Below are 17,920 nucleotides of genomic sequence, written 5' to 3' on the forward strand. Positions count from 1 at the left end.
ACGTATTTGTACGCTTATTGACGATGCTTCGACAGACAAAACTTAAAGCTCTGCTCACTTTGCTCGCCGCGACACTTTTCGCAACACTCGTTCGTGCCGAAACACAGAGCTGCCTCGTCGACCTCGAAAGCGGACAGACCATTTTGTCGGAAGCTGCCGATGAACGTATTGAAAACAATTCGACTGCGGGCCTGATGGTCGCCTACACAGCACTGTCGCTTGCGCAGCAACACGACGAGAGCCTTGAAAAGCCGGTCGTTGCGCTGGATGAGAAAACCAACAACGAGCGTACGCCCAACCTTGCCGACGCAATTGAGGCCGTTCTTCTTGCCAATGACAGAGAGGCTATCGAGCGTATCGTGCACCACTTCGGTGCAGATATCCGCGTCTTCGTTCGCTCAATGAACGAGGAGGCGGCTAGGCTCGGACTCGCCGCATCCCGATTCGAAACTCCATTTCCGAGTGACGGTACACGCAAAAACACAACAACCGCTGCCGACACAGCCAAACTTGCTGCCGACCTCTACCGACGCTTTCCCTTTACTCGAATTTGGACATCTTCGGATTCGGTCAAATTTGGTAATCGCGATATTGAAAACGGAAATTTTCTACGACAGAACAAAGCGATAACGGGCGTCTTCGCACATGTGGCCGAAAACGCAGTCAACGGAGCAATTCTCGCTGAAGATCCCCGCACAAACGGCAGAACGCGCCGCTTGCTCGCCATCTCACTTCACGAAGCATCTAAAGAGTCATTCGCCGAAACAATTACGACACTCTTGATGCGAGGCTATCGAGACTTCGAAACCGTTCGGGTCTTCAAACGCGGAGATGTCGTCGGCAGCGTGCCAATCTATAAGGGCAACAAAGAGGAAATCGAACTTCGTACTACGCAGGATGTCTTTGTCACGCTCACCAAGGAACGCATGCTCGAATTGGGTGAACGCGCCTTCAGCCTCAGTATCGAATACAACCGACCAATCGTCGCACCTGTAGACAAAGAAACTTCGATCGGGCAACTGATTATTTCGGTGGACGACCGAACAGTAGCGACAACGCCGCTCGTAGCGGCCGAAGATATTCGCCGCGGCGATTTTTTACGCAGACTCACCGATACTATCAAGATTGCAATCGGCTCAAAAAACAGCAGGAACCAAGAAAAAAATGACTGAATCGAAAAAAACTGAAGACCTCAACGCTGAACTGCCCCCGAGCGAAACAAAGTCTCTCATGCAGTTCCCCATGGAATTCCCCATCAAAATCATGGGAGTTGCAACAGAAGACTTTCTTGATATCGTTCATGGTATTGCCAGAGAACACTTTGAAGACTTCAGCGAAGAGTTCACCAAGACGGAATACTCCCGCACGGGGAAATACATGTCTGTGACGATTACGGTCAACGCTCAGTCAAAAGATCAGCTCGACAACGTTTACCGTACCTATACTTCCCACCCCAAGGTAAAAATCGTTCTCTAACCCGCTGCAATGTCCTCACCCAACTCTTCTTCGGAGAAGCCGCACTCGGAGCACCCGGTAGACTACCCCGGCCTTTTGGGAGCCTGGCTCGCGTTCACGCGTCCGAAAACCTGGGGGCTCACCGTAGCGCCGGTGATGGCCGCACTCGCCCTCGTCTGGAGCGAACAGCACATCTTCGACCCGATTATTGCACTCTTCACCGTATCCGTAGCCGTGCTCATGCAGATGCTCACAAACATGGAGAACGATCTCGGCTATACGGAGCGAAAAGCTGAAGTCGGCAATCGACGAGGTCTGCCGAGAGCAACGACACGCGGCTGGATTTCGGTGAGTGCAGCCAAAGCAGCCATACGAGCCGTCATCGTGCTAGGCCTTTTGAATACGGCAGTCCTGATCCATTTCGGCGGCTGGGTCTTCACAGTCGTGGGCATCGCGTCGATCATCGCAGCCTACTGCTATATGGGCGGCCCAAAACCAATCGCCTACACGCCGTTCGGCGAATGCCTCGTGCTCATCTTCTTCGGACTCACCTCCGTTTGCGGTACCTTTTACCTGCAAGCGGGCTTTGTAAGCCTCAATGCTGTACTCCTGAGCGTTGCATTAGGTTGCATCGCGTCGGCAGTGCTCGCCGTGAATAATTTCAGAGACAGAGCACACGACGCGAGCGTCGGCAGACGGACGCTCGCGGTCGTTATGTCCGAAGAAGGTTTTCTGAAACTTTTTGAAGCGATGATCGTGCTGCCCTACATTCTGGTCGCAATCATCGTTGTCAAGGATATGACGTATTGGCCTTACTTTCTCGTCATGGCCAGCTTTCCCGACTGCATGCGACTGCCAGAGAAACTCAAAAAGCTCGAACACGAAGCACTCAACGAGGTCATGTTTGCCTGCGTGAAACTCGAAGTAAAGTTCTGCGGGCTGTTCGTCATCGGTGCGTTGATCCAATCGTTGCTGATGCAACTCACCGTGCGTCAATTCACGCTCTGACAGAGCTACAGCAAAACCGACGTGTGCAATAGAAAAGCGCTGCCTCGTATCGTTTGGGACAGCGTTTTTCTTATACGCAAGCAACGTCAGGATTCGATCGATCAGGGCTGTTCAGAGGTCGACGCATTAGAACTGTCGACATTCTGCATGCGGCGCGCCACCTCTTCGGCAGATTCAACTGTAAAGCACGTCACGATCTTCTGTACGCCAGAGACCTCTGCTGCCGTTTGAGCTGCTAGTTGCGCCTCCTCTCGGGTTACGAGCCCCATCAGGTAGACAATGCCCCGATCAACCGTCACTTTCATCTGATTGAGCGAGATGCGGCTGTTGCCAATGATGGCCGAACGGACCTTCGTAGCAAGCATCGAATCAGAGAGGCGCGTCGTCATGGAAGTTGGATCCATGACAGCGAGTTCGTTGATTACCTCCCGCACGTCAAGACTCGCAGCAGCGACCTGCTGAGCTGTTTGGCGATCATTGAGTGTTGCCACCTCACCCGAAAGCAGCACGCGGCCCTCGTAGCTCGTTACAGTTACATGACGCTTCGACTGACCGAGCGCCTGATCCACTTCGTAGGAAACACGCTGCTCAATCACTTGATCACTCACAATCGTGCCCGTCGTACGTCGGTCGGTCACAACGGTAGCAGTTGTCACAGCGGCGCCCCCCACAATGAACGGTGCGGCGACACACCCGGAAAGCAACACGACGAGCGAAGTCAAAGTTGCGCAACATGCAGCGCGTTGAGTGTTGTTGTTCATTTGTTTCATCCCATATCTCGCGGGAAATCAAAAAGCCTCCGCCCGCTTCAAAAGCCTGCAAGCGTGAATTTTTTCAGTCTACGCCAGTAGAGAACTCGCCTCAATGCTCTGAAGTTTCGTTGAACGTCAGTTGTGAACCAAGCACGTTGCTCGCTCGTTCCCAGTACTGAAGGAAGCGACTTCGTTTCAAAAGAAGCTTGTGGGAACGGAAGCGAATGATGTCGCTTTCACGCCAGTCTCTAAGTACGTCCCTCACACTCTCCGGACTTGCCCCTAAAAGCGTTGCGGCCACTTTTCTCGAGGGTGGAACAGCAAGGCCGAGCCATTCAACTGTCGGCACCTTCAGTCCCTCAGCAAACGCTTTATCAAGCTGCGAAGCACAGAGCAGAAAAAACACGCCCAAACGCGTTTCAAGATCAGCTGAATGATTCACCAGCAGTCCGCAACGATCTGAAAGCGCGCAGGCTGCCGAGTAGCTGTAAAGCTCCTTCTGCCAAACCGCATTTTGGTCACAGATTCGCAACAGTAGCTCTGCGTTGACAACGAGTACTTCAGTCGTCGTCATACACCAATGTTGTCTCGGCATCCTATCGGCCAGATAGAGAGATTCGAAACTGCCGCAGAGCGTACCTGGTCCCGCGATTGATACCAGCAACGGATCCTCATGCAACGCATCCGTGAGTGCTTTGACGACAAGTCCGCGCCGCACAAACATCAGCTTGGAAAAGAACCCCGGTGTCTGATAGATGACTTCGCCTCTGCGAAAGACAACACTGTGTCCTAACCCGTGCATGACACCGGCCATGGAACGAGACAGTTTAGGAGAAAACCAGGGAAGGATTTGACTGCTGGAAAACATGCAATCGAAACAACAAAAATGATGTTATTTGTGTGGATAAATTCTGTTGATAACTTCTTTGTTGCTGAGACGTTTTGTTGATAAACCCAGGACATCACCAGATTCTTAAAAGCTTCTCAACACACTGTTCACGGCAGCCAACAAGTTGTCAGGTTAGTTCTCAACAGGGTTATTACGAACTTAATTGATTGATTTTTATAAAATAAACAACGATATCAACAAGGAGGAGCCTTCCCTACATACTACTAACGACTAATTTAAAGAATAAAAAAGAATAATAAGTAAGGAAGAAGTCGTCCGACATTTTAAAGGACGCTTCTTGAGGCGCAAAATTTAGAACTCCTTAGCTCGACTAAAGAAAGTGCTGTTCGAACGCCAGTTGAGCAAGTGGTTGAAAACCCGTTCAAACAACTGTTGGTTGTTCGGGGTTTGTTTGTGTATATTCTATGGATATCACATGTATATTTATTAGTGGCTGGAGAATTTCGGTCTTGGGTATAACTGCACTCGACTGTACGAAAACAAAAAAAGCGGCCCAGTGAGTTGGTACTCGGGGCCGCATGTTTAAGTGTTCTGACTTGATGAAGCTTCGATCGCGATGTGCTCGTTGGGGTTAGCGTTTGGCGTTATGGATGCCGAAGGGAACGAGTACGGATGGGATCTGTGCCTCAACGGCCGTCAAATGACGGACCTGATCGTCAAAGAATATGTGAGGGCGTATGGCTTCGAGAATCGGTGCTTTGGATAGTCCATCGAGAAGAAAGAGCTCTGCGGCGTTCATACCGAAGCTTTTAAGAGTGGTAATGAGTCGCTCTTCACTTTGCGCACCGCGTGCGGTTACAACTGAAATGCGAATCGCTGGGTTGAAATAGGGGTCATATTGGCCGCGTAGTTTGTAGTCAAGTCTTTGAAAGGCTGACAGTTTTTGGAACAGATTTCGAAGCGGTCCCGGTGCATGAGGTGTCCTTGCCTTTTCCTGTTCAAACTTCTGAAAGCCTTGCAGCCCTTCTTTTTGAAATTGACGTTCAGACTCGTCGTCGGCGAGTACACCGTCGAAATCGAATGCGATTTTGAGGGTGGGGTCGCTGTCTTGCGAATTATCTTCGACCGGATTAGGCAGCACGAGACCGCCAGGGAGTCCAGCTTGAACGGCTTTTTCTACATTTTCGGGGTTGGCTGATAGAAAAAGAGAGACATTGAATGCTTGAATGAATGGAAATGTTGAATGTCCGGATGTAAATGCACCCGCATTGATCGGCAACTTGTAGTGCCGGCAGGAGTTGAAGAAGCGTCTGCCTGTTTCTGGCGAGTTTCTCGAAAGAACGACGACGCGGAAGGGCTCCGAATCACCGAATAGTTTGTTGAGGCCCAGCAAGCGTTTGACGAATGGGAAGGCAACGCCGGGCTTAAGCGGGTTGTCTTGGTTTTGCTGTTGGTAGTCTCGAAACGCCGCATAGCCTTCTTCTTCGAAAAGCTTGTGCTCTGCCTCGAGATCGAAGAGCGCTCTCGAGGAGACGGCGACGACGAGTTGCTCGGGGTTCTGGGGCATTAGGCGCTCCGATTGTAAAAAAGCCCTCCGTACGAATCGATCGTCGAAGGGCGTTTGTATTGAATGTTAGGTATCGATGCTCGCAAAAAGCGCATTGGTTTCGATGAATGCGCGTCTCGGTTCAACGACGTCCCCCATCAACATTGAGAAGATGGCGTCAGCGTTAGCGGCGTCCTCAATGCGTACGCGCAACATGCGGCGAACTTTCGGGTCCATCGTTGTGTCGCGGAGCTGCTCCGCCGTCATTTCCCCTAGCCCCTTGTAGCGTTGGCGGATGATGCCCTTTTCGGCTTGCTTAAGAAGCCAGTTGACGGCTTCGGCAAAATTCTTGACGGGGTGTTCCGCATCGTTGCGAGCGATGACAGCCCCCGCTTCAATGACGCCTTGCAGAAGGTGCGCGCTTTCCTGGAGCTTCTTGTAATCTGCCGAGAATGTGAACTCGGGGTGCATCGTCGTTGTCTTGTAGTTGCCGTGCTTGAGACGATGGATTTTGAGAAGATGCTTCTCGTTGGCTTCATCGTAGACGGCTTCAATCTTGACATTCGGGTCACGCGTTTCCTGCTCGAGGCGCTTGGCGGACTCCGATGCACTGAAAGCATTCTCAAGGTCGACTTCGACACCGGCAGCGATCGCGAGCAACACGGCCTTGTCAATTGCGGAGCCGAGACGCTTGATGACGTTGTTGGCGGCAAGATACTCGTCGACAAGCATCTCTAGTTCCGTGCCTCGAACGGCTACATCGTTTTTGCGGTCCTGTGCGTTCTTGTAGAGCTTTGCATTTTGCAACGCAAGTTCTTTCAGGTACGCATCCATTTCCGCTTCGTCTTTGAGGAAGCGCCCCTTGTCCTGACGGCTCTTTTGCACCTTGTAGAGCGGAGGTTGTGCTATGTAGACGTATCCGTTCTCGATAAGCTGTGGCATCTGGCGATAAAAGAGCGTCAGAAGTAGCGTTCTGATGTGCGCACCGTCGACGTCCGCATCGGTCATGATGATGATGCGGTGGTAGCGCAGTTTGGAGATGTCGAAGTTCTTGCCGATATTGGTGCCGAGCGCAAGTGTGAGCATGCGAATTTGCTCTGAGTCGAGTAGCTTGTCCTGTGCGGCTTTTTCGACGTTGAGCACTTTGCCTCGGAGCGGCAGAATCGCCTGGTACTGTGAATCTCGCCCTTGCTTAGCCGAGCCGCCGGCGGAGTCACCTTCCACGAGGAAGAGTTCGGAATACGCAGGGTTCTTCTCGCGACAGTCAGCAAGTTTGCCGGGCAGGCCACCGCCCATGACATTTTTACGCGTCATGTCTCGCGCTTTTCGCGCCGCTTCGCGAGCTCGTGCGGCTGAGACAATCTTTTCGCAGATGATCTTTGCGTCGGCGGGGTTTTGCTCGAGAAATAGCTCAAGTTCGCGAGCGACAACCTCTTCCACTGCGGGGCGAACTTCGCTCGAGACGAGCTTGTCCTTTGTCTGCGAGCTGAACTTAGGCTGAGGAACCTTCACAGAGAGCACGCAGGTGAGGCCTTCTCGCATGTCATCGCCTTCCGGGTCGACTTTTGCCTTCTTGGCAAGCTCGTTTTTGGCGATGTAGTTCTTGAGTACGCGAGTCATGGCTGCACGAAGCCCTGTGACGTGCGTACCGCCGTCGCGCTGCGGAATGTTGTTCGTGTAGGCGGTGAGCACCTCGTTGTAGCCGTCCTGCCACTGCATGGCGATTTCGACTTCAACGGGGACGTCGTTACTGACGACCGTTTCCTTCGCGTGGAAGATTTTCTGGTGCAGTACGTTGCGGCTCTGGTTCTTGAACTCGACGTACGCGATGAGACCCTTATCCGTCTTGAGGTGCGCCTCATGAGCAGTTCTCAAATCCTTGAGCGTGATGGCAACGCCCGAGTTGAGGAATGAGAGTTCACGAAGGCGCGACAGCAACGTGTCGTAGCTGAACTCTGTGATCTGCTCAAAAATTTCCGTATCGGGCAGGAAATGAACCTCCGTACCGCGGCGGTTCGTGTTGCCGAGGAGCTTCATGGGCGAGATTTCGCAGAATTCGCCCGTGATGGGATTCTGCTGCTTTTCGACGATCCGGTTCAGAACCTTGCCCCGGGAGAATTCGAGAAAGCGCGCTTCACCATCGCGGCGCACGACTAAGCGCAGCCACGTCGAGAGTGCATTGACGCAAGAGACGCCTACGCCATGCAGGCCACCGGAGATCTTGTAGCCGTTGTTGTCGAACTTACCGCCGGCATGCAGTTCCGTGAGTGCGATTTCCGCAGCGCTACGCTTCGGTTCATGCTTGTCGTCCCATTTGATGGCCGTCGGAATGCCACGTCCGTCGTCAATGACCGAAACGGAGTTGTCGGTATGAATCGTGACTTCGATCTGCTTGGCAAAGCCTGCGAGCGCTTCGTCGATAGAGTTGTCGACGACTTCGTAAACCAAATGGTGCAGACCAGAGCCGTCAGCCGTATCGCCGATGTACATACCGGGACGTTTCCGAACGGCTTCGAGGCCTTCGAGGATCTGAATGCTGGTCGCATTGTAGGCGGTCTCATCCGGACCAGGCATGTCGTCCAAATTGACGTCCATACGCTTTAAATCCGTGTGTGGGACCGCATCCTCGGTGACGTCGGTCGTCTGAATATCCGTCTCGTTCATTTCAGCTGTGTGATGGTTTAGCAAACGTTCAATTGTACCGAGAGCCGCAGGATAAACTGCGGCTCCTTGGGCTCTTCTTAGATGCGCATGGGCATGATGACGTATTGGAAGTTCATGGAGTCCGGCATCGTCAGGAGCACGCTCTTAGGCGTCGCAGCAAAGTGGAAGGTGACTTCCGTGTTCTTGAGTGCTGTGAGCACATCGAGCAGATAAACAACGTTGAAGCCGATATCTAGGTCGTTCCAGGTCCAATTGATGTTGATTACCTGATTGGCTTCTTCCTGCTCTGAGTTGCTGCCTTGGATGAGGAGCTGATTCTTCGAGAGAAGCCAGCGTACGCCGTGGAATTTTTCGTTCGTAAGAATCTGCACGCGGCGCAGCGCCGTGATCAGGTCTTCGCGATTGACATTGACAGGCTGCGAATTGATTTCAAGGGTCGGCATGACCTTCGCATAGTCGGGGAACTGTCCGTCAACAAGCTTGCTGAGAAACTCGACTGCACCGAATTCGAAGGCGCACTGCGAACTTGAGAGGCGCACTTCAACGGGGGTCTCGTCCTCGGGAAGAATACGAAGGAGTTCGCGAACCGTTTTGCGCGGAATCGTCACTTTGATGGGCTTTTCCAGTTCGGGAATGCCATCAACGGGAGCATCACAGTATGCGAGGCGATGGGTATCGGTCGCTACGCACTTGACCGTGCCGCTCTCGACGATCATGAGGACGCCGTTGAGGAAGTAACGGATATCCTTGTTGGCCATGGCAAAGCTTGTCATTGAGAGCAGATATCGAAGCGTCTTGGCTTCGATCTGAAAGTCGACGAGCCAGTCGTTGCCGGCAATCACGGGGAAGTCGCGCACCGGAAGCGTCTGCATGTTGAACTGCCCGCTCTTGCTCGAGAGCGTGATGCGGTTTTCGTCGTCGATCTCGAGTTCGATCGGTTCCTGACCTTTGAACGAGTTGATGATTTCACCGAGCTTCTGCGCGGAAACCGTGCACGACATCTCCGTACCCTCGACGCCAACGGGGGCGTGCGTCTGAATCTGAATGTCAAGGTCGGTTGTCGTGAAACGGACGTTGGCCCCCTTCTGTTCGATCAGAATGTTGCTCACAACGGGGAGCGACTGATTGCGCTCGACGATGCCGGCAACGGTTTTGACGGGGGTTGACAAGTTTTCGCAGGTGCAGCGGATGAATTTCATGATGTGATTTTGCTTGTTGTTGTCGGTTCTAGCGGCCCGCGTTATCCGCGGATCATTTGCTCAAGGACGTGAATTTCGTGGTTGAGCGTGTCGTCGCAAAGCCTATCCTGTGCGATTTTACGGACGGCGTGGGCAACGGAAGCGTGATCGCGTCCGCCGAATTGCGCGCCGATTTCTGGGAGGCTGCATTGCGTGAGCTCCTTGGCGAGATAAATGGCTATCTGACGTGCAAGCGCAATACGCCGGCTTTTTTTTGTTGAAATCAGATCGTCTTTTGAAATTTTGAAGTAATCCGCCACCGTGCGCAGAATCCTGGGGACGGTGGCAGCTCCTTCGTTCAGAAGCAGATCGTGAAGCGCAGCTTTGGCTTGCTCTATCGTAACCTGCCCAGGCACGGCGAACTGAAAACGTTGAAAGGCAACGATTTGCTGCAGCGCTCCTTCGAGCTCTCGAATATTCGTCTTGAGACGCTTGGCGATGAAGGCGGCTGTCTCATCGGTGAGCTCGATGCGCATGTCGTGCGCTTTGGTAAGCAGAATCGCCGTTCGCATTTCCTGGTCGGGCATATCGAGCGATACGCTCATGCCCTGAGAGAGTTGTTCGGCAAGCGGGGCCCCCAACCTTCTGAGCGTTTTCACGCCCTCATCGGTTGCAAAAACGGTTTGACGGCCGGCAGTCGCACGCGCTGCAAGGAGGCATCCTAAACTCTGCTCGATATCGTGGGCTGCGGCGATATCCTGCAGGTCGTCGACAATCAACATATCGAGTCCGATGTAGCGGTCTTCGATTGTTTCAAGCGTGCGCTCTCCCTGAGTCTGCGCACGCCTGAGCTCTTCGACCATCACAAGAGCGCCAGTGCAAAGGACTTTAGCCTTCGGATGAAGCTCGAGATAGCGATGTCCGATGGCATGAAGCAGGTGGGTTTTCCCACGGCCCGAGGCGCCGAACACGTGCAAAGGGTTGTATTGCGAACCGCTCGTGTGCGCAACATGCTCTGCAGCGGTAACTGCAAGCTGATTCGCGTGTCCGGTGACGTAGGATTCGAAAGTAAGTCCGGGCAGTAGTCCGGTTTTGCTGCGTCGATCAAGTTCGGCTTGAGTGGCTTGACGATGAAAGCTCGGGCCCTCCGCTTCACGCGAAAGTCCTTCATGGGTTTCGTGCGAACGGAGCGATTGGGGGAGACGGGCGGAGCGCATCTCTGCTGGTCGGTAGAAGAGTGCCGGAGAATTCGGCAAGACAGGCACGCCAGCGGTTGCCGGGAGGAGCGCGAAAGAAAGCCGCTGACGGGATTGCGGGCAGATTTCGCCGAACAGTTTTGCATGCCTTCTCGGGGCGAGCCCGGAGACTTCACGAAGCACAAGAAGGCAGTTTTGCCAAAACTCATTCATATCAATGAGATGAAATTCGACCGCGATTGAAAAGACTCGTCATTTTAACGGTTGAAACCTTGCTTGGCGAACGAGGGGTAAAAATTGAAAATTCGTTCACTACAGTATTGAAATCATTGGAATATCCCAAATGATACCCGCAGACTTTATTGTGTTATTAACAGAGTGTTGTTGATAACTTTATTCGGAAATATCAAAGGCTTGACCGACTTTCGAGCCGACGGGGGTGGAAATGTCAACAAGACACTGTGTTCGGTGTGTGGCTTGAACACTAGATCTTGTATGTGCGAGCTTCGAACTACTACAGCGGCCGAAAAATCCCGAATCAAAGCATAAAGTCCGACGTAATCAATTGACAAACTGGCAGAAAGTGAAGTCTAATAACAGGCTTTTCGCACTTTCTTCTCGCGCGCAAGGGAAGCGCGCGTCCGTTCCGTTATCGCGGTGCTTTAGAATTCCCTGCAGCATGGGTGGGAGCACCGATAAACGGATTCAGAAAGTTGCTTCTGGATTTTTGACTTCACGCTCCCAAGATTCCTTGACAAGAGGCTTCACGGAGCTTTACTTCTTAAGGAAAACAAAATGGCAACGAAACGTACCTATCAGCCTTCCAAGGTCAAGCGCGCCCGCACGCACGGCTTCCTCGTTCGCAGCCGCACGAAGGGCGGTCGTCGCGTCCTGGCTCGTCGTCGCGCTAAGGGCCGTCACGTCCTCGCCCTCTAATAACGGTGTAGCGGCGTCGGAAGTCGCAAGCCGCTATGTCTCCGTTGGAGAAGAGGTTCGGCTTTCCCCGAAGCTTGCGAATCGTTGAGACGAGTAGCTTCGGGGCGATTGCCAGAACGAGAAACGAAAAGACGTTTCGCGTTCATTCGACTTTCTTCAGTGCCGGCTGCATGGAGAATGATGCAGTCGGTCGTCTTCGTTTCGGCGTCACCGTCGGCAAGCGCAATGCACATCGTTCTGTCGACCGTGCGACTGTTAAAAGAATTCTTCGTGAGGCGGCCCGCCAAAACGCGGCGTCTTTGAAAGCGCTTCTCGACGATTCGGGGAAACCGCTTGGTCTCGACGTCTCGCTCAGACTGAAGGCGCCGATAGCGTCTGCCGGACTGGCGAGTGCCCACACAGCTCGCAAGCTGCTCCTCGCCCAAGATGCGAAAAAGCTTCTTGAGCTTGTTGCTCAGCGTATGAGGGGTCGCTACAAGTCGGACGGAGGTCTCGCATGAGAAATCCGATTGCCCTCTTGATGCTAGGTGCGATTCGCTTCTATCAGCTGACGCTCTCGCCTTGGGTGGGACGTGAGTGCCGCTATTTGCCTACGTGTTCGCAGTATGCGGCTGAAGCAATAGAGCGGCACGGTGCGCTTAAGGGCGGCTACCTGACGATCATGCGACTTGCTCGATGCCACCCGCTCGGCGGCAGGGGCTACGACCCTGTGCCCATCAAGTTCCGATGGCGCTGCTTTTGCAGCGAGTGCAGTTCGGAACGAGAGGCTTCGGGCGGCGAAACGACCGAAAAGCCCTCGCTCTTCAACCTTCAAAATCGTTAAGCAAACGGGATCCCCATGGGAAAAGAAGTACAGCGCGCCCTGCTATGGGTCATTCTGCTCGGTTCGCTCTTCATGCTTTGGGACAACTATCAGGTCTACAAAGGCGGAGAGTCATTTTTCGGCCCTGCTGCGGTCCAGGCCCCTGCTGAAGAGGCGGCTTCGGCGGACGCTATCCCGACGACTCAGAACGCTGCCAAGGAGCAGTCCCTGCCGCAGGTCGCTTCGGCGCCGAGTGAGCCCGTAGTCGTCACGACCGATCGCATGAAGGTGACGTTCGATCTGAACGGCGCTCGCGTGGTTGGCTCGGAGATGCTCCTTTTCCCGCAGCAGGCTTCATGGACGGATGTTGGTCTCGCCGGCAAAATCCTTGGCAATGAGCCTGCCGCAGACCTCGGCAACGTTCATCTGTTTGAGCTGAACAAGAATCGTACCTACATGGCGCAGAGCGGCCTTGTGGGCGGCGACTATCCGACACACCTCGATCAGTTTAAGCTCGTGAGCTCCAAGCTCGATATGGGCTCGGATGAAAAGCTCGAGGTTGCGTTCGAAGCGACTAAGGGGGGCGTCAAAGTTGTCAAGACCTACCGTTTCACGCGCGGTAACTACGGCATTGAAGTTGCAACGACCGTGACGAACGAAGGTGCTGCGCCAGTCAAGCCGCAGATCTACTATCAGATCTCGCGCGATGGTGGTAAGCCCGAAGGTGAAAACTCGATGTATTCAACCTTCACGGGGCCGGCCGTTTATTCTGAGGAAGAAAACTTCCAGAAGATTCAGTTCTCGGACATTGCGAGCAAAGATGCTTCGTTCGTTGAATCGACGGACAACGGCTGGGTTGCCATGATCCAGCACCATTTCGTGAGTGCTTGGATTCCCAATCAGGGCGAAGCCCGCCAGAACTACGTGCGCGAAGTGAGTAAGGATCTCTACGCAGTCGGTACGCTCCTTCCTATGAAGGAGATTGCGCCGGGCGCGTCGGAAACCACTACGGCGATTCTGTATTCTGGGCCGCAGGAGCAGCAACGCCTCGAGCAGCTTGCTCCGGGATTGGAGCTCGTGGTTGACTACAGCTGGCTTACTTTCCTTGCCAAGCCTATATATTGGCTTCTGTCGTTCCTTTACGGCATTGTCGGGAATTGGGGCTGGGCTATCGTGCTCCTTACCTGCATCGTCAAGGCGATCCTCTACCCGATTTCCGCCGCGGGCTACCGCTCGATGGCTCGCATGAAGGAAGTGACGCCGCGCATCAAGGCCCTGCAGGATAAGTACAAGGACGACAAGCAGCGCCTCAATCAGGCCATGATGGAGCTCTACCGCAACGAGAAGATCAATCCGGTCGGTGGATGCCTGCCGATCATGCTGCAGATTCCCGTGTTCCTCGCTCTCTACTGGGTGCTTCAGGGCTCGGTTGAGCTTCGCGGCGCCGAGTGGATTCTGTGGGTACAGGACTTGGCCATGCCCGACCCGTGGTTCGTGCTGCCGCTCCTGATGGCGATCACGATGTTCCTGCAGATCTTCCTCAATCCGAAGCCCGCGGATCCGACGCAGGCAAAGGTGATGTACATCATGCCGCTCGTGTTCTCGGTGATGTTCTTCATCTTCGCCGCTGGGTTGGTCCTCTACTGGCTGACGAACAACATCCTGTCGATCCTCCAGCAGTGGTGGATCAACAAGACGATCGCTGCGGAACGTGAAAATCGTGCTCGCACGCACAAGTAAAACGACGGCTCACGCTTTGTTTGCTTGAAAATAAAAAAACCGAGGCGGTGCGAACTGTCTCGGTTTTTTTTCGATCAGACTTATTTTTTCCTAGCAAGCAGCAGAAGCGGCCAGAGCCACGCGGACGCGAACCAGAGGAAGATGCGCCCGAGCGAGAGCGGCTTTATTTCCTGCCGGAAGGTTTTCGCGAAAATGACGGCCGCGCCGCAGAAGGCCCAAAGCAGAAACGCGGAATAGATGAGCGCACGCTTGGTGTAAGTGTCGCCGATCCAGGCGGCCGTGTAAGCGGCCGCAGGTACGGAAAGCACGACGGCAAGGCAGGCGCCGACTAGGGCGGGACCGAAAAATTGGCCCGATGGGCCGCTTTTCTTCGGCTGTTGCGGCATCAATGACATTGGATAGCTCCAAATCTCGGATGGACTGATTGTTCGAGGTTCGAACATATCACGGCCGTTCATTGCAATGGAAGAAACAGCGTATGTACAGCGATAAAGATCCGATCGTAGCAATCTCGACGGCCGCCGGACGCGGCGGCATCGGCATCGTTCGCCTGTCCTTTGAAAAGGAAAAGAGTGCCTGTGTGCTTGAGGCGCTCTTCGGGCACAGCGACCTTACGCCGCGTTATGCGCATCTCCTGCCCTTTGCCGACGCCGAAGGCGAGCTTCTCGACAAGTGCATCGTTCTTTTCTTTCAGGCACCCGCGAGCTACACGGGCGAATCCGTCGTCGAGATTCAGGCGCATGGCGGCCCAGTGCTAATGAAGCTCATTCTGCGTGCGTGCCTCGAAAAGTGTGCGCACCTCGGGCTGCGGCTTGCCGAAGCCGGCGAATTTACGAAGCGGGCGTTTTTGAACGGCCGTATGGATTTGGCGCAGGCCGAGGCCGTCACCGACCTGATCGATGCCGTGAGCGAATCGGCAGCGCACGCCGCATCGCGTTCCCTGAGCGGCGTTTTCTCAAAGAAGATCGAACACCTCGGCGACGGCGTCAACGAGCTGCGCGCTTACGTAGAAGCCATCCTCGACTTTCCAGAAGAAGAGATCGACCATCTTTCGAGCGGCCGCATCTTTGAGCGCATCGATGAGTGTCTCGTCGAACTCGACGAGATTTTCTCGAAGGCGCATCAGGGCAAGGTCCTCAATGACGGCGTCTCCGTGGCGCTTGTCGGCAGTCCCAACGTCGGCAAATCAAGTCTTCTCAATGCCCTTGCGGGTGACGACGTGGCGATCGTGACGGAGATTGCGGGCACGACGCGCGACCGCATCGAACACTGGGTGACAATCAACGGTGTCCCGATCAAGATGATTGACACGGCGGGCGTCCGAGAAACGGTCGATATCGTGGAGGCCAAAGGGATCGAACGCACGCTTCAGGCGCTCGGGGAAGCTGACGTCGTGCTGCACCTCGTCGACGCTTCGGGCGAGATCCCTGACGATGTTCAGGTGCTCGAAACCGTCCGGCGCTGTGTGAAGAAAGCGGTGCCAGTCATTACCGTCGCCAACAAGTCTGACAAGGCGGTCCGTGCCGGCAAGCTGGCTCTAGAAGCGGACTGCTGCTTTATCTCGGCACGAACGGGCGAAGGGCTCGACGCACTCAAAAAGCAGCTCCTTTCCGTCGTGAATATGCAGAACTCGACCGACGGCCTCTTCATGGCGCGTGAGCGCCATCTCGCGTGCCTGCGAGAAGCGCGCGCGCACCTCTCGCTCGCCTCAGAGATGAAGGGGGAATTTTGTATGATTGAGCTCCTTGCCGAAGAGTTGAGACTCGCAGGAAACGCGCTGGGCGAGATTCTCGGCGAGACGACTGCCGACGACATCCTCGGGATGATCTTCAGCAAGTTTTGCATCGGCAAATAATCTGACAAAGCATTTGAAATGGATTTTCCTGAAACATTTGAGGTCATCGTCGTCGGCGGCGGCCACGCAGGTGCCGAAGCGGCGCTTGCCGCTGCTCGCATGGGCCGGCGCACGCTGCTCCTGACGCACAACCTCGACACGCTCGGCCAGCTTTCCTGCAATCCTTCCATCGGCGGCATTGGCAAAAGTCATCTCGTTCGCGAGCTCGACGCCATGGGCGGCGCAATGGCGGCCGTGACCGATGAGGCGGGCATCCAGTTTCGAATTCTCAACAGCTCCAAAGGACCGGCCGTTCGTTCGACGCGAGCGCAGATCGACCGGCAACTCTACCGTGCAGCGATGCGCTCGCGCATCGACACGCAGCCCAATCTGTGGTGCTTCCAGATGGCTGCCGACGACTTGATTGTCGAAGGCGGTCGCGCACGAGGTGTGGTAGCTAAGACCGACATTCGGTTTTACGGTAACGCGGTTGTTCTTTGTGCAGGTACGTTCTTGAACGGCTTGGTTCACATTGGTCTCGAGCACTATTCCGCCGGTCGTATGGGCGACCCGTCGAGCATTCGGCTTGCGGAACGCCTCAAAGAGCTCGGCATGCCGCAGGGGCGCTTGAAGACGGGAACCCCGGCACGCATTGACGGGCGCAGCATCGACTTTTCAAAGTGCGAAGAGCAATGGGGCGACCTCGATCCCATACCGCACTTTTCTGTCTGGAACCCCAAGATTGAGCATCCCGCGCAGCGCCCCTGTTGGGTGACGCGTACGAATGCGCAGATGCACGAGCTGATTCTGGCTAACCTTGATCGCTCGCCGATGTATACAGGCATCATCCAAGGGGTTGGTCCGCGCTATTGTCCTTCTATCGAGGACAAGGTAAAGCGTTTTGCCGACAAGGACAGTCATCAGGTGTTCTTGGAGCCCGAAGGTTTGCGCGTTAATGAGTTCTATCCCAACGGCATTTCCACGAGTCTGCCCTTTGATGTGCAAATTCGTATGGTTCGAATGATGCCTGGCTTGGAGAACGCACATTTAATTCGCCCTGGCTACGCCATTGAATACGACTACTACGATCCTCGCGGACTTTATCGAACGCTTCAGACCAAGGCGATGCCCGGTCTCTTTTTTGCGGGCCAGATCAATGGCACAACGGGTTATGAAGAGGCTGCTGCGCAGGGCCTTCTTGCCGGCATTAATGCGGCGCTCTTCGCACGTGACGAAGGCGAATGGGTGCCGAAGCGCGACGAGGCTTACCTGGGTGTCATGGTTGATGACCTGACGACAAAGGGTGTCACGGAGCCCTACCGCATGTTCACGAGTCGTGCCGAGTATCGCTTAAGCCTGCGCGAAGACAATGCCGACATGCGCCTGAGCGACATTGCAGCCAAACTCGGTCTCCTTTCCGAGGCCCAGGTTGAAGCTTTCAGCCGCAAGCGTGAAGCTGTGGCACGCATCATGGGCGACTTCGAGAAAAGTTGGATTACGCCGAAGCAGTTGGCCGAGGGGGAGGCCGAGCGCGTTTTCGGCGCACCGCTTGAGCACGAATACTCGTTGCGCAGCCTGCTTGCGCGTCCGGGCGTCACGATGGCGAAGATGGCTACGCTCAAAAAGAACGGCGGCGAATCTGCTTACGACTTGTCGGATGTCGATGCCGACGTGTGTGAACAAGTGGAAATCAACGTGAAATACGCGGGCTATATCTCGCGGCAGAAGGACGAAATCGAACGTGCCGCTGCCAACGAAGCGCTCAAGATTCCAGCCGAGATCGACTATGACGAGGTGCCAGGGCTTTCTTTTGAGGTGCGGCAAAAGTTCAAGACAATCCGTCCCGAAACGATCGGGCACGCGTCGCGCATTTCGGGGGTTACGCCCGCTGCGGTAACGCTCCTGTTGGTGCACCTGAAGAAGCGGCATTTCTACAGATCAGAAAAATCGGCCGGCTGA

At 54.5% G+C, this 17,920-nt stretch carries 16 protein-coding genes; 9 read left to right on the forward strand and 7 right to left on the reverse strand.

The features are described 5' to 3' along the window. Nucleotides 1-23: 23 nt before the first annotated feature. Genes H6A60_RS00975 through menA form a run of 3 tightly spaced genes read left to right on the forward strand, consistent with a single transcriptional unit; the run spans nucleotide 24 to nucleotide 2,463 of the window. Nucleotides 24-1,172: a D-alanyl-D-alanine carboxypeptidase family protein gene (locus tag H6A60_RS00975; RefSeq protein ID WP_205101469.1), complete on the forward strand. Its 1,149-nt coding sequence runs from the start codon at nucleotides 24-26 to the stop codon at nucleotides 1,170-1,172. Next, nucleotides 1,165-1,476: a YbeD family protein gene (locus H6A60_RS00980; RefSeq protein ID WP_205101470.1), complete on the forward strand. Its 312-nt coding sequence runs from the start codon at nucleotides 1,165-1,167 to the stop codon at nucleotides 1,474-1,476. Before H6A60_RS00975 ends, H6A60_RS00980 begins: the two co-directional genes overlap by 8 nt. 9 nt (nucleotides 1,477-1,485) lie before the next feature. Continuing rightward, nucleotides 1,486-2,463 (forward strand): 1,4-dihydroxy-2-naphthoate octaprenyltransferase, encoded by a 978-nt coding sequence (gene menA / locus H6A60_RS00985; protein WP_205101471.1) that lies wholly within the window; start codon nucleotides 1,486-1,488, stop codon nucleotides 2,461-2,463. A gap of 101 nt (nucleotides 2,464-2,564) precedes the next feature. On the opposite strand, the gene H6A60_RS00990 is transcribed toward menA, so the two are convergent. The 6 genes from H6A60_RS00990 to H6A60_RS01015 all read right to left on the reverse strand — a co-directional run bounded on the left by H6A60_RS00990 (nucleotide 2,565) and on the right by H6A60_RS01015 (nucleotide 10,862). Beyond that, nucleotides 2,565-3,224 (reverse strand): BON domain-containing protein, encoded by a 660-nt coding sequence (locus H6A60_RS00990; protein WP_205101472.1) that lies wholly within the window; start codon nucleotides 3,222-3,224, stop codon nucleotides 2,565-2,567. A 100-nt stretch (nucleotides 3,225-3,324) separates the two neighbouring features. Continuing rightward, on the reverse strand, nucleotides 3,325-4,029 hold the full coding sequence (locus tag H6A60_RS00995; protein WP_205101473.1) for a Crp/Fnr family transcriptional regulator: 705 nt from the start codon (nucleotides 4,027-4,029) through the stop codon (nucleotides 3,325-3,327). Nucleotides 4,030-4,696: 667 nt separating this feature from the next. Then, a complete protein-coding gene (locus tag H6A60_RS01000) occupies nucleotides 4,697-5,632 on the reverse strand; it encodes a 5'-nucleotidase (RefSeq protein WP_205101474.1) in 936 nt (311 codons plus the stop codon). A gap of 66 nt (nucleotides 5,633-5,698) precedes the next feature. Next, nucleotides 5,699-8,206, reverse strand: a complete 2,508-nt coding sequence (locus H6A60_RS01005; RefSeq protein ID WP_439145071.1) for a DNA gyrase subunit B — start codon at nucleotides 8,204-8,206, stop codon at nucleotides 5,699-5,701. 146 nt (nucleotides 8,207-8,352) lie between these two features. Next, the gene (gene dnaN / locus H6A60_RS01010; protein WP_205101476.1) at nucleotides 8,353-9,474 is read right to left on the reverse strand and encodes a DNA polymerase III subunit beta; all 1,122 of its coding nucleotides are present in this window, start codon (nucleotides 9,472-9,474) and stop codon (nucleotides 8,353-8,355) included. Nucleotides 9,475-9,515: 41 nt separating this feature from the next. Beyond that, nucleotides 9,516-10,862, reverse strand: coding sequence for a chromosomal replication initiator protein DnaA (locus tag H6A60_RS01015; RefSeq protein WP_338054819.1), 1,347 nt, complete (start codon nucleotides 10,860-10,862; stop codon nucleotides 9,516-9,518). A 582-nt stretch (nucleotides 10,863-11,444) separates the two neighbouring features. Here H6A60_RS01015 and rpmH point away from each other — a divergent pair. From rpmH to yidC, 4 genes are read left to right on the forward strand one after another with little or no spacing between them, the layout of a single operon-like run. Then, nucleotides 11,445-11,585, forward strand: coding sequence for a 50S ribosomal protein L34 (gene rpmH / locus H6A60_RS01020; protein ID WP_040763118.1), 141 nt, complete (start codon nucleotides 11,445-11,447; stop codon nucleotides 11,583-11,585). 35 nt (nucleotides 11,586-11,620) lie between these two features. Next, nucleotides 11,621-12,085, forward strand: a complete 465-nt coding sequence (locus H6A60_RS01025; protein WP_205101478.1) for a ribonuclease P protein component — start codon at nucleotides 11,621-11,623, stop codon at nucleotides 12,083-12,085. Further along, nucleotides 12,082-12,408 (forward strand): membrane protein insertion efficiency factor YidD, encoded by a 327-nt coding sequence (yidD, locus tag H6A60_RS01030; RefSeq protein ID WP_205101479.1) that lies wholly within the window; start codon nucleotides 12,082-12,084, stop codon nucleotides 12,406-12,408. Before H6A60_RS01025 ends, yidD begins: the two co-directional genes overlap by 4 nt. 15 nt (nucleotides 12,409-12,423) lie before the next feature. Further along, entirely contained in the window at nucleotides 12,424-14,127 is a 1,704-nt protein-coding gene (yidC, locus tag H6A60_RS01035) for a membrane protein insertase YidC (RefSeq protein ID WP_205101480.1), read from the forward strand. Nucleotides 14,128-14,207: 80 nt separating this feature from the next. Here yidC and H6A60_RS01040 read toward each other — a convergent pair whose 3' ends face one another. Beyond that, nucleotides 14,208-14,522, reverse strand: a complete 315-nt coding sequence (locus tag H6A60_RS01040; RefSeq protein WP_205101481.1) for a hypothetical protein — start codon at nucleotides 14,520-14,522, stop codon at nucleotides 14,208-14,210. Between the two features lie 83 nt (nucleotides 14,523-14,605). Between H6A60_RS01040 and mnmE the strand changes: the two genes are divergently transcribed. Both mnmE and mnmG read left to right on the forward strand, forming a co-directional pair. Continuing rightward, complete coding sequence (gene mnmE / locus H6A60_RS01045; RefSeq protein ID WP_205101482.1) at nucleotides 14,606-15,982, forward strand: tRNA uridine-5-carboxymethylaminomethyl(34) synthesis GTPase MnmE; 1,377 nt, start codon at nucleotides 14,606-14,608, stop codon at nucleotides 15,980-15,982. Between the two features lie 18 nt (nucleotides 15,983-16,000). Beyond that, nucleotides 16,001-17,920 (forward strand): tRNA uridine-5-carboxymethylaminomethyl(34) synthesis enzyme MnmG, encoded by a 1,920-nt coding sequence (gene mnmG, locus H6A60_RS01050; protein ID WP_205101483.1) that lies wholly within the window; start codon nucleotides 16,001-16,003, stop codon nucleotides 17,918-17,920.

The sequence above is a fragment of the Sutterella massiliensis genome (assembly GCF_016899755.1).
Lineage (GTDB): Bacteria > Pseudomonadota > Gammaproteobacteria > Burkholderiales > Burkholderiaceae_F > Sutterella > Sutterella massiliensis.

Bases quoted from the DNA above. Each gene is read 5' to 3' on its own strand.
- H6A60_RS01040 (WP_205101481.1), bottom strand. From the start codon at position 14,522: ATGTCATTGATGCCGCAACAGCCGAAGAAAAGCGGCCCATCGGGCCAA.
- H6A60_RS00980 (WP_205101470.1), top strand. From the start codon at position 1,165: ATGACTGAATCGAAAAAAACTGAAGACCTCAACGCTGAACTGCCCCCG.
- yidC (WP_205101480.1), top strand. From the start codon at position 12,424: ATGGGAAAAGAAGTACAGCGCGCCCTGCTATGGGTCATTCTGCTCGGT.
- menA (WP_205101471.1), top strand. From the start codon at position 1,486: ATGTCCTCACCCAACTCTTCTTCGGAGAAGCCGCACTCGGAGCACCCG.
- yidD (WP_205101479.1), top strand. From the start codon at position 12,082: ATGAGAAATCCGATTGCCCTCTTGATGCTAGGTGCGATTCGCTTCTAT.
- H6A60_RS00990 (WP_205101472.1), bottom strand. From the start codon at position 3,224: ATGAACAACAACACTCAACGCGCTGCATGTTGCGCAACTTTGACTTCG.
- H6A60_RS00995 (WP_205101473.1), bottom strand. From the start codon at position 4,029: ATGGCCGGTGTCATGCACGGGTTAGGACACAGTGTTGTCTTTCGCAGA.
- H6A60_RS01005 (WP_439145071.1), bottom strand. From the start codon at position 8,206: ATGGACGTCAATTTGGACGACATGCCTGGTCCGGATGAGACCGCCTAC.
- H6A60_RS00975 (WP_205101469.1), top strand. From the start codon at position 24: ATGCTTCGACAGACAAAACTTAAAGCTCTGCTCACTTTGCTCGCCGCG.
- rpmH (WP_040763118.1), top strand. From the start codon at position 11,445: ATGGCAACGAAACGTACCTATCAGCCTTCCAAGGTCAAGCGCGCCCGC.
- H6A60_RS01015 (WP_338054819.1), bottom strand. From the start codon at position 10,862: ATGAATGAGTTTTGGCAAAACTGCCTTCTTGTGCTTCGTGAAGTCTCC.
- mnmG (WP_205101483.1), top strand. From the start codon at position 16,001: ATGGATTTTCCTGAAACATTTGAGGTCATCGTCGTCGGCGGCGGCCAC.
- H6A60_RS01025 (WP_205101478.1), top strand. From the start codon at position 11,621: ATGTCTCCGTTGGAGAAGAGGTTCGGCTTTCCCCGAAGCTTGCGAATC.
- mnmE (WP_205101482.1), top strand. From the start codon at position 14,606: ATGTACAGCGATAAAGATCCGATCGTAGCAATCTCGACGGCCGCCGGA.
- dnaN (WP_205101476.1), bottom strand. From the start codon at position 9,474: ATGAAATTCATCCGCTGCACCTGCGAAAACTTGTCAACCCCCGTCAAA.
- H6A60_RS01000 (WP_205101474.1), bottom strand. From the start codon at position 5,632: ATGCCCCAGAACCCCGAGCAACTCGTCGTCGCCGTCTCCTCGAGAGCG.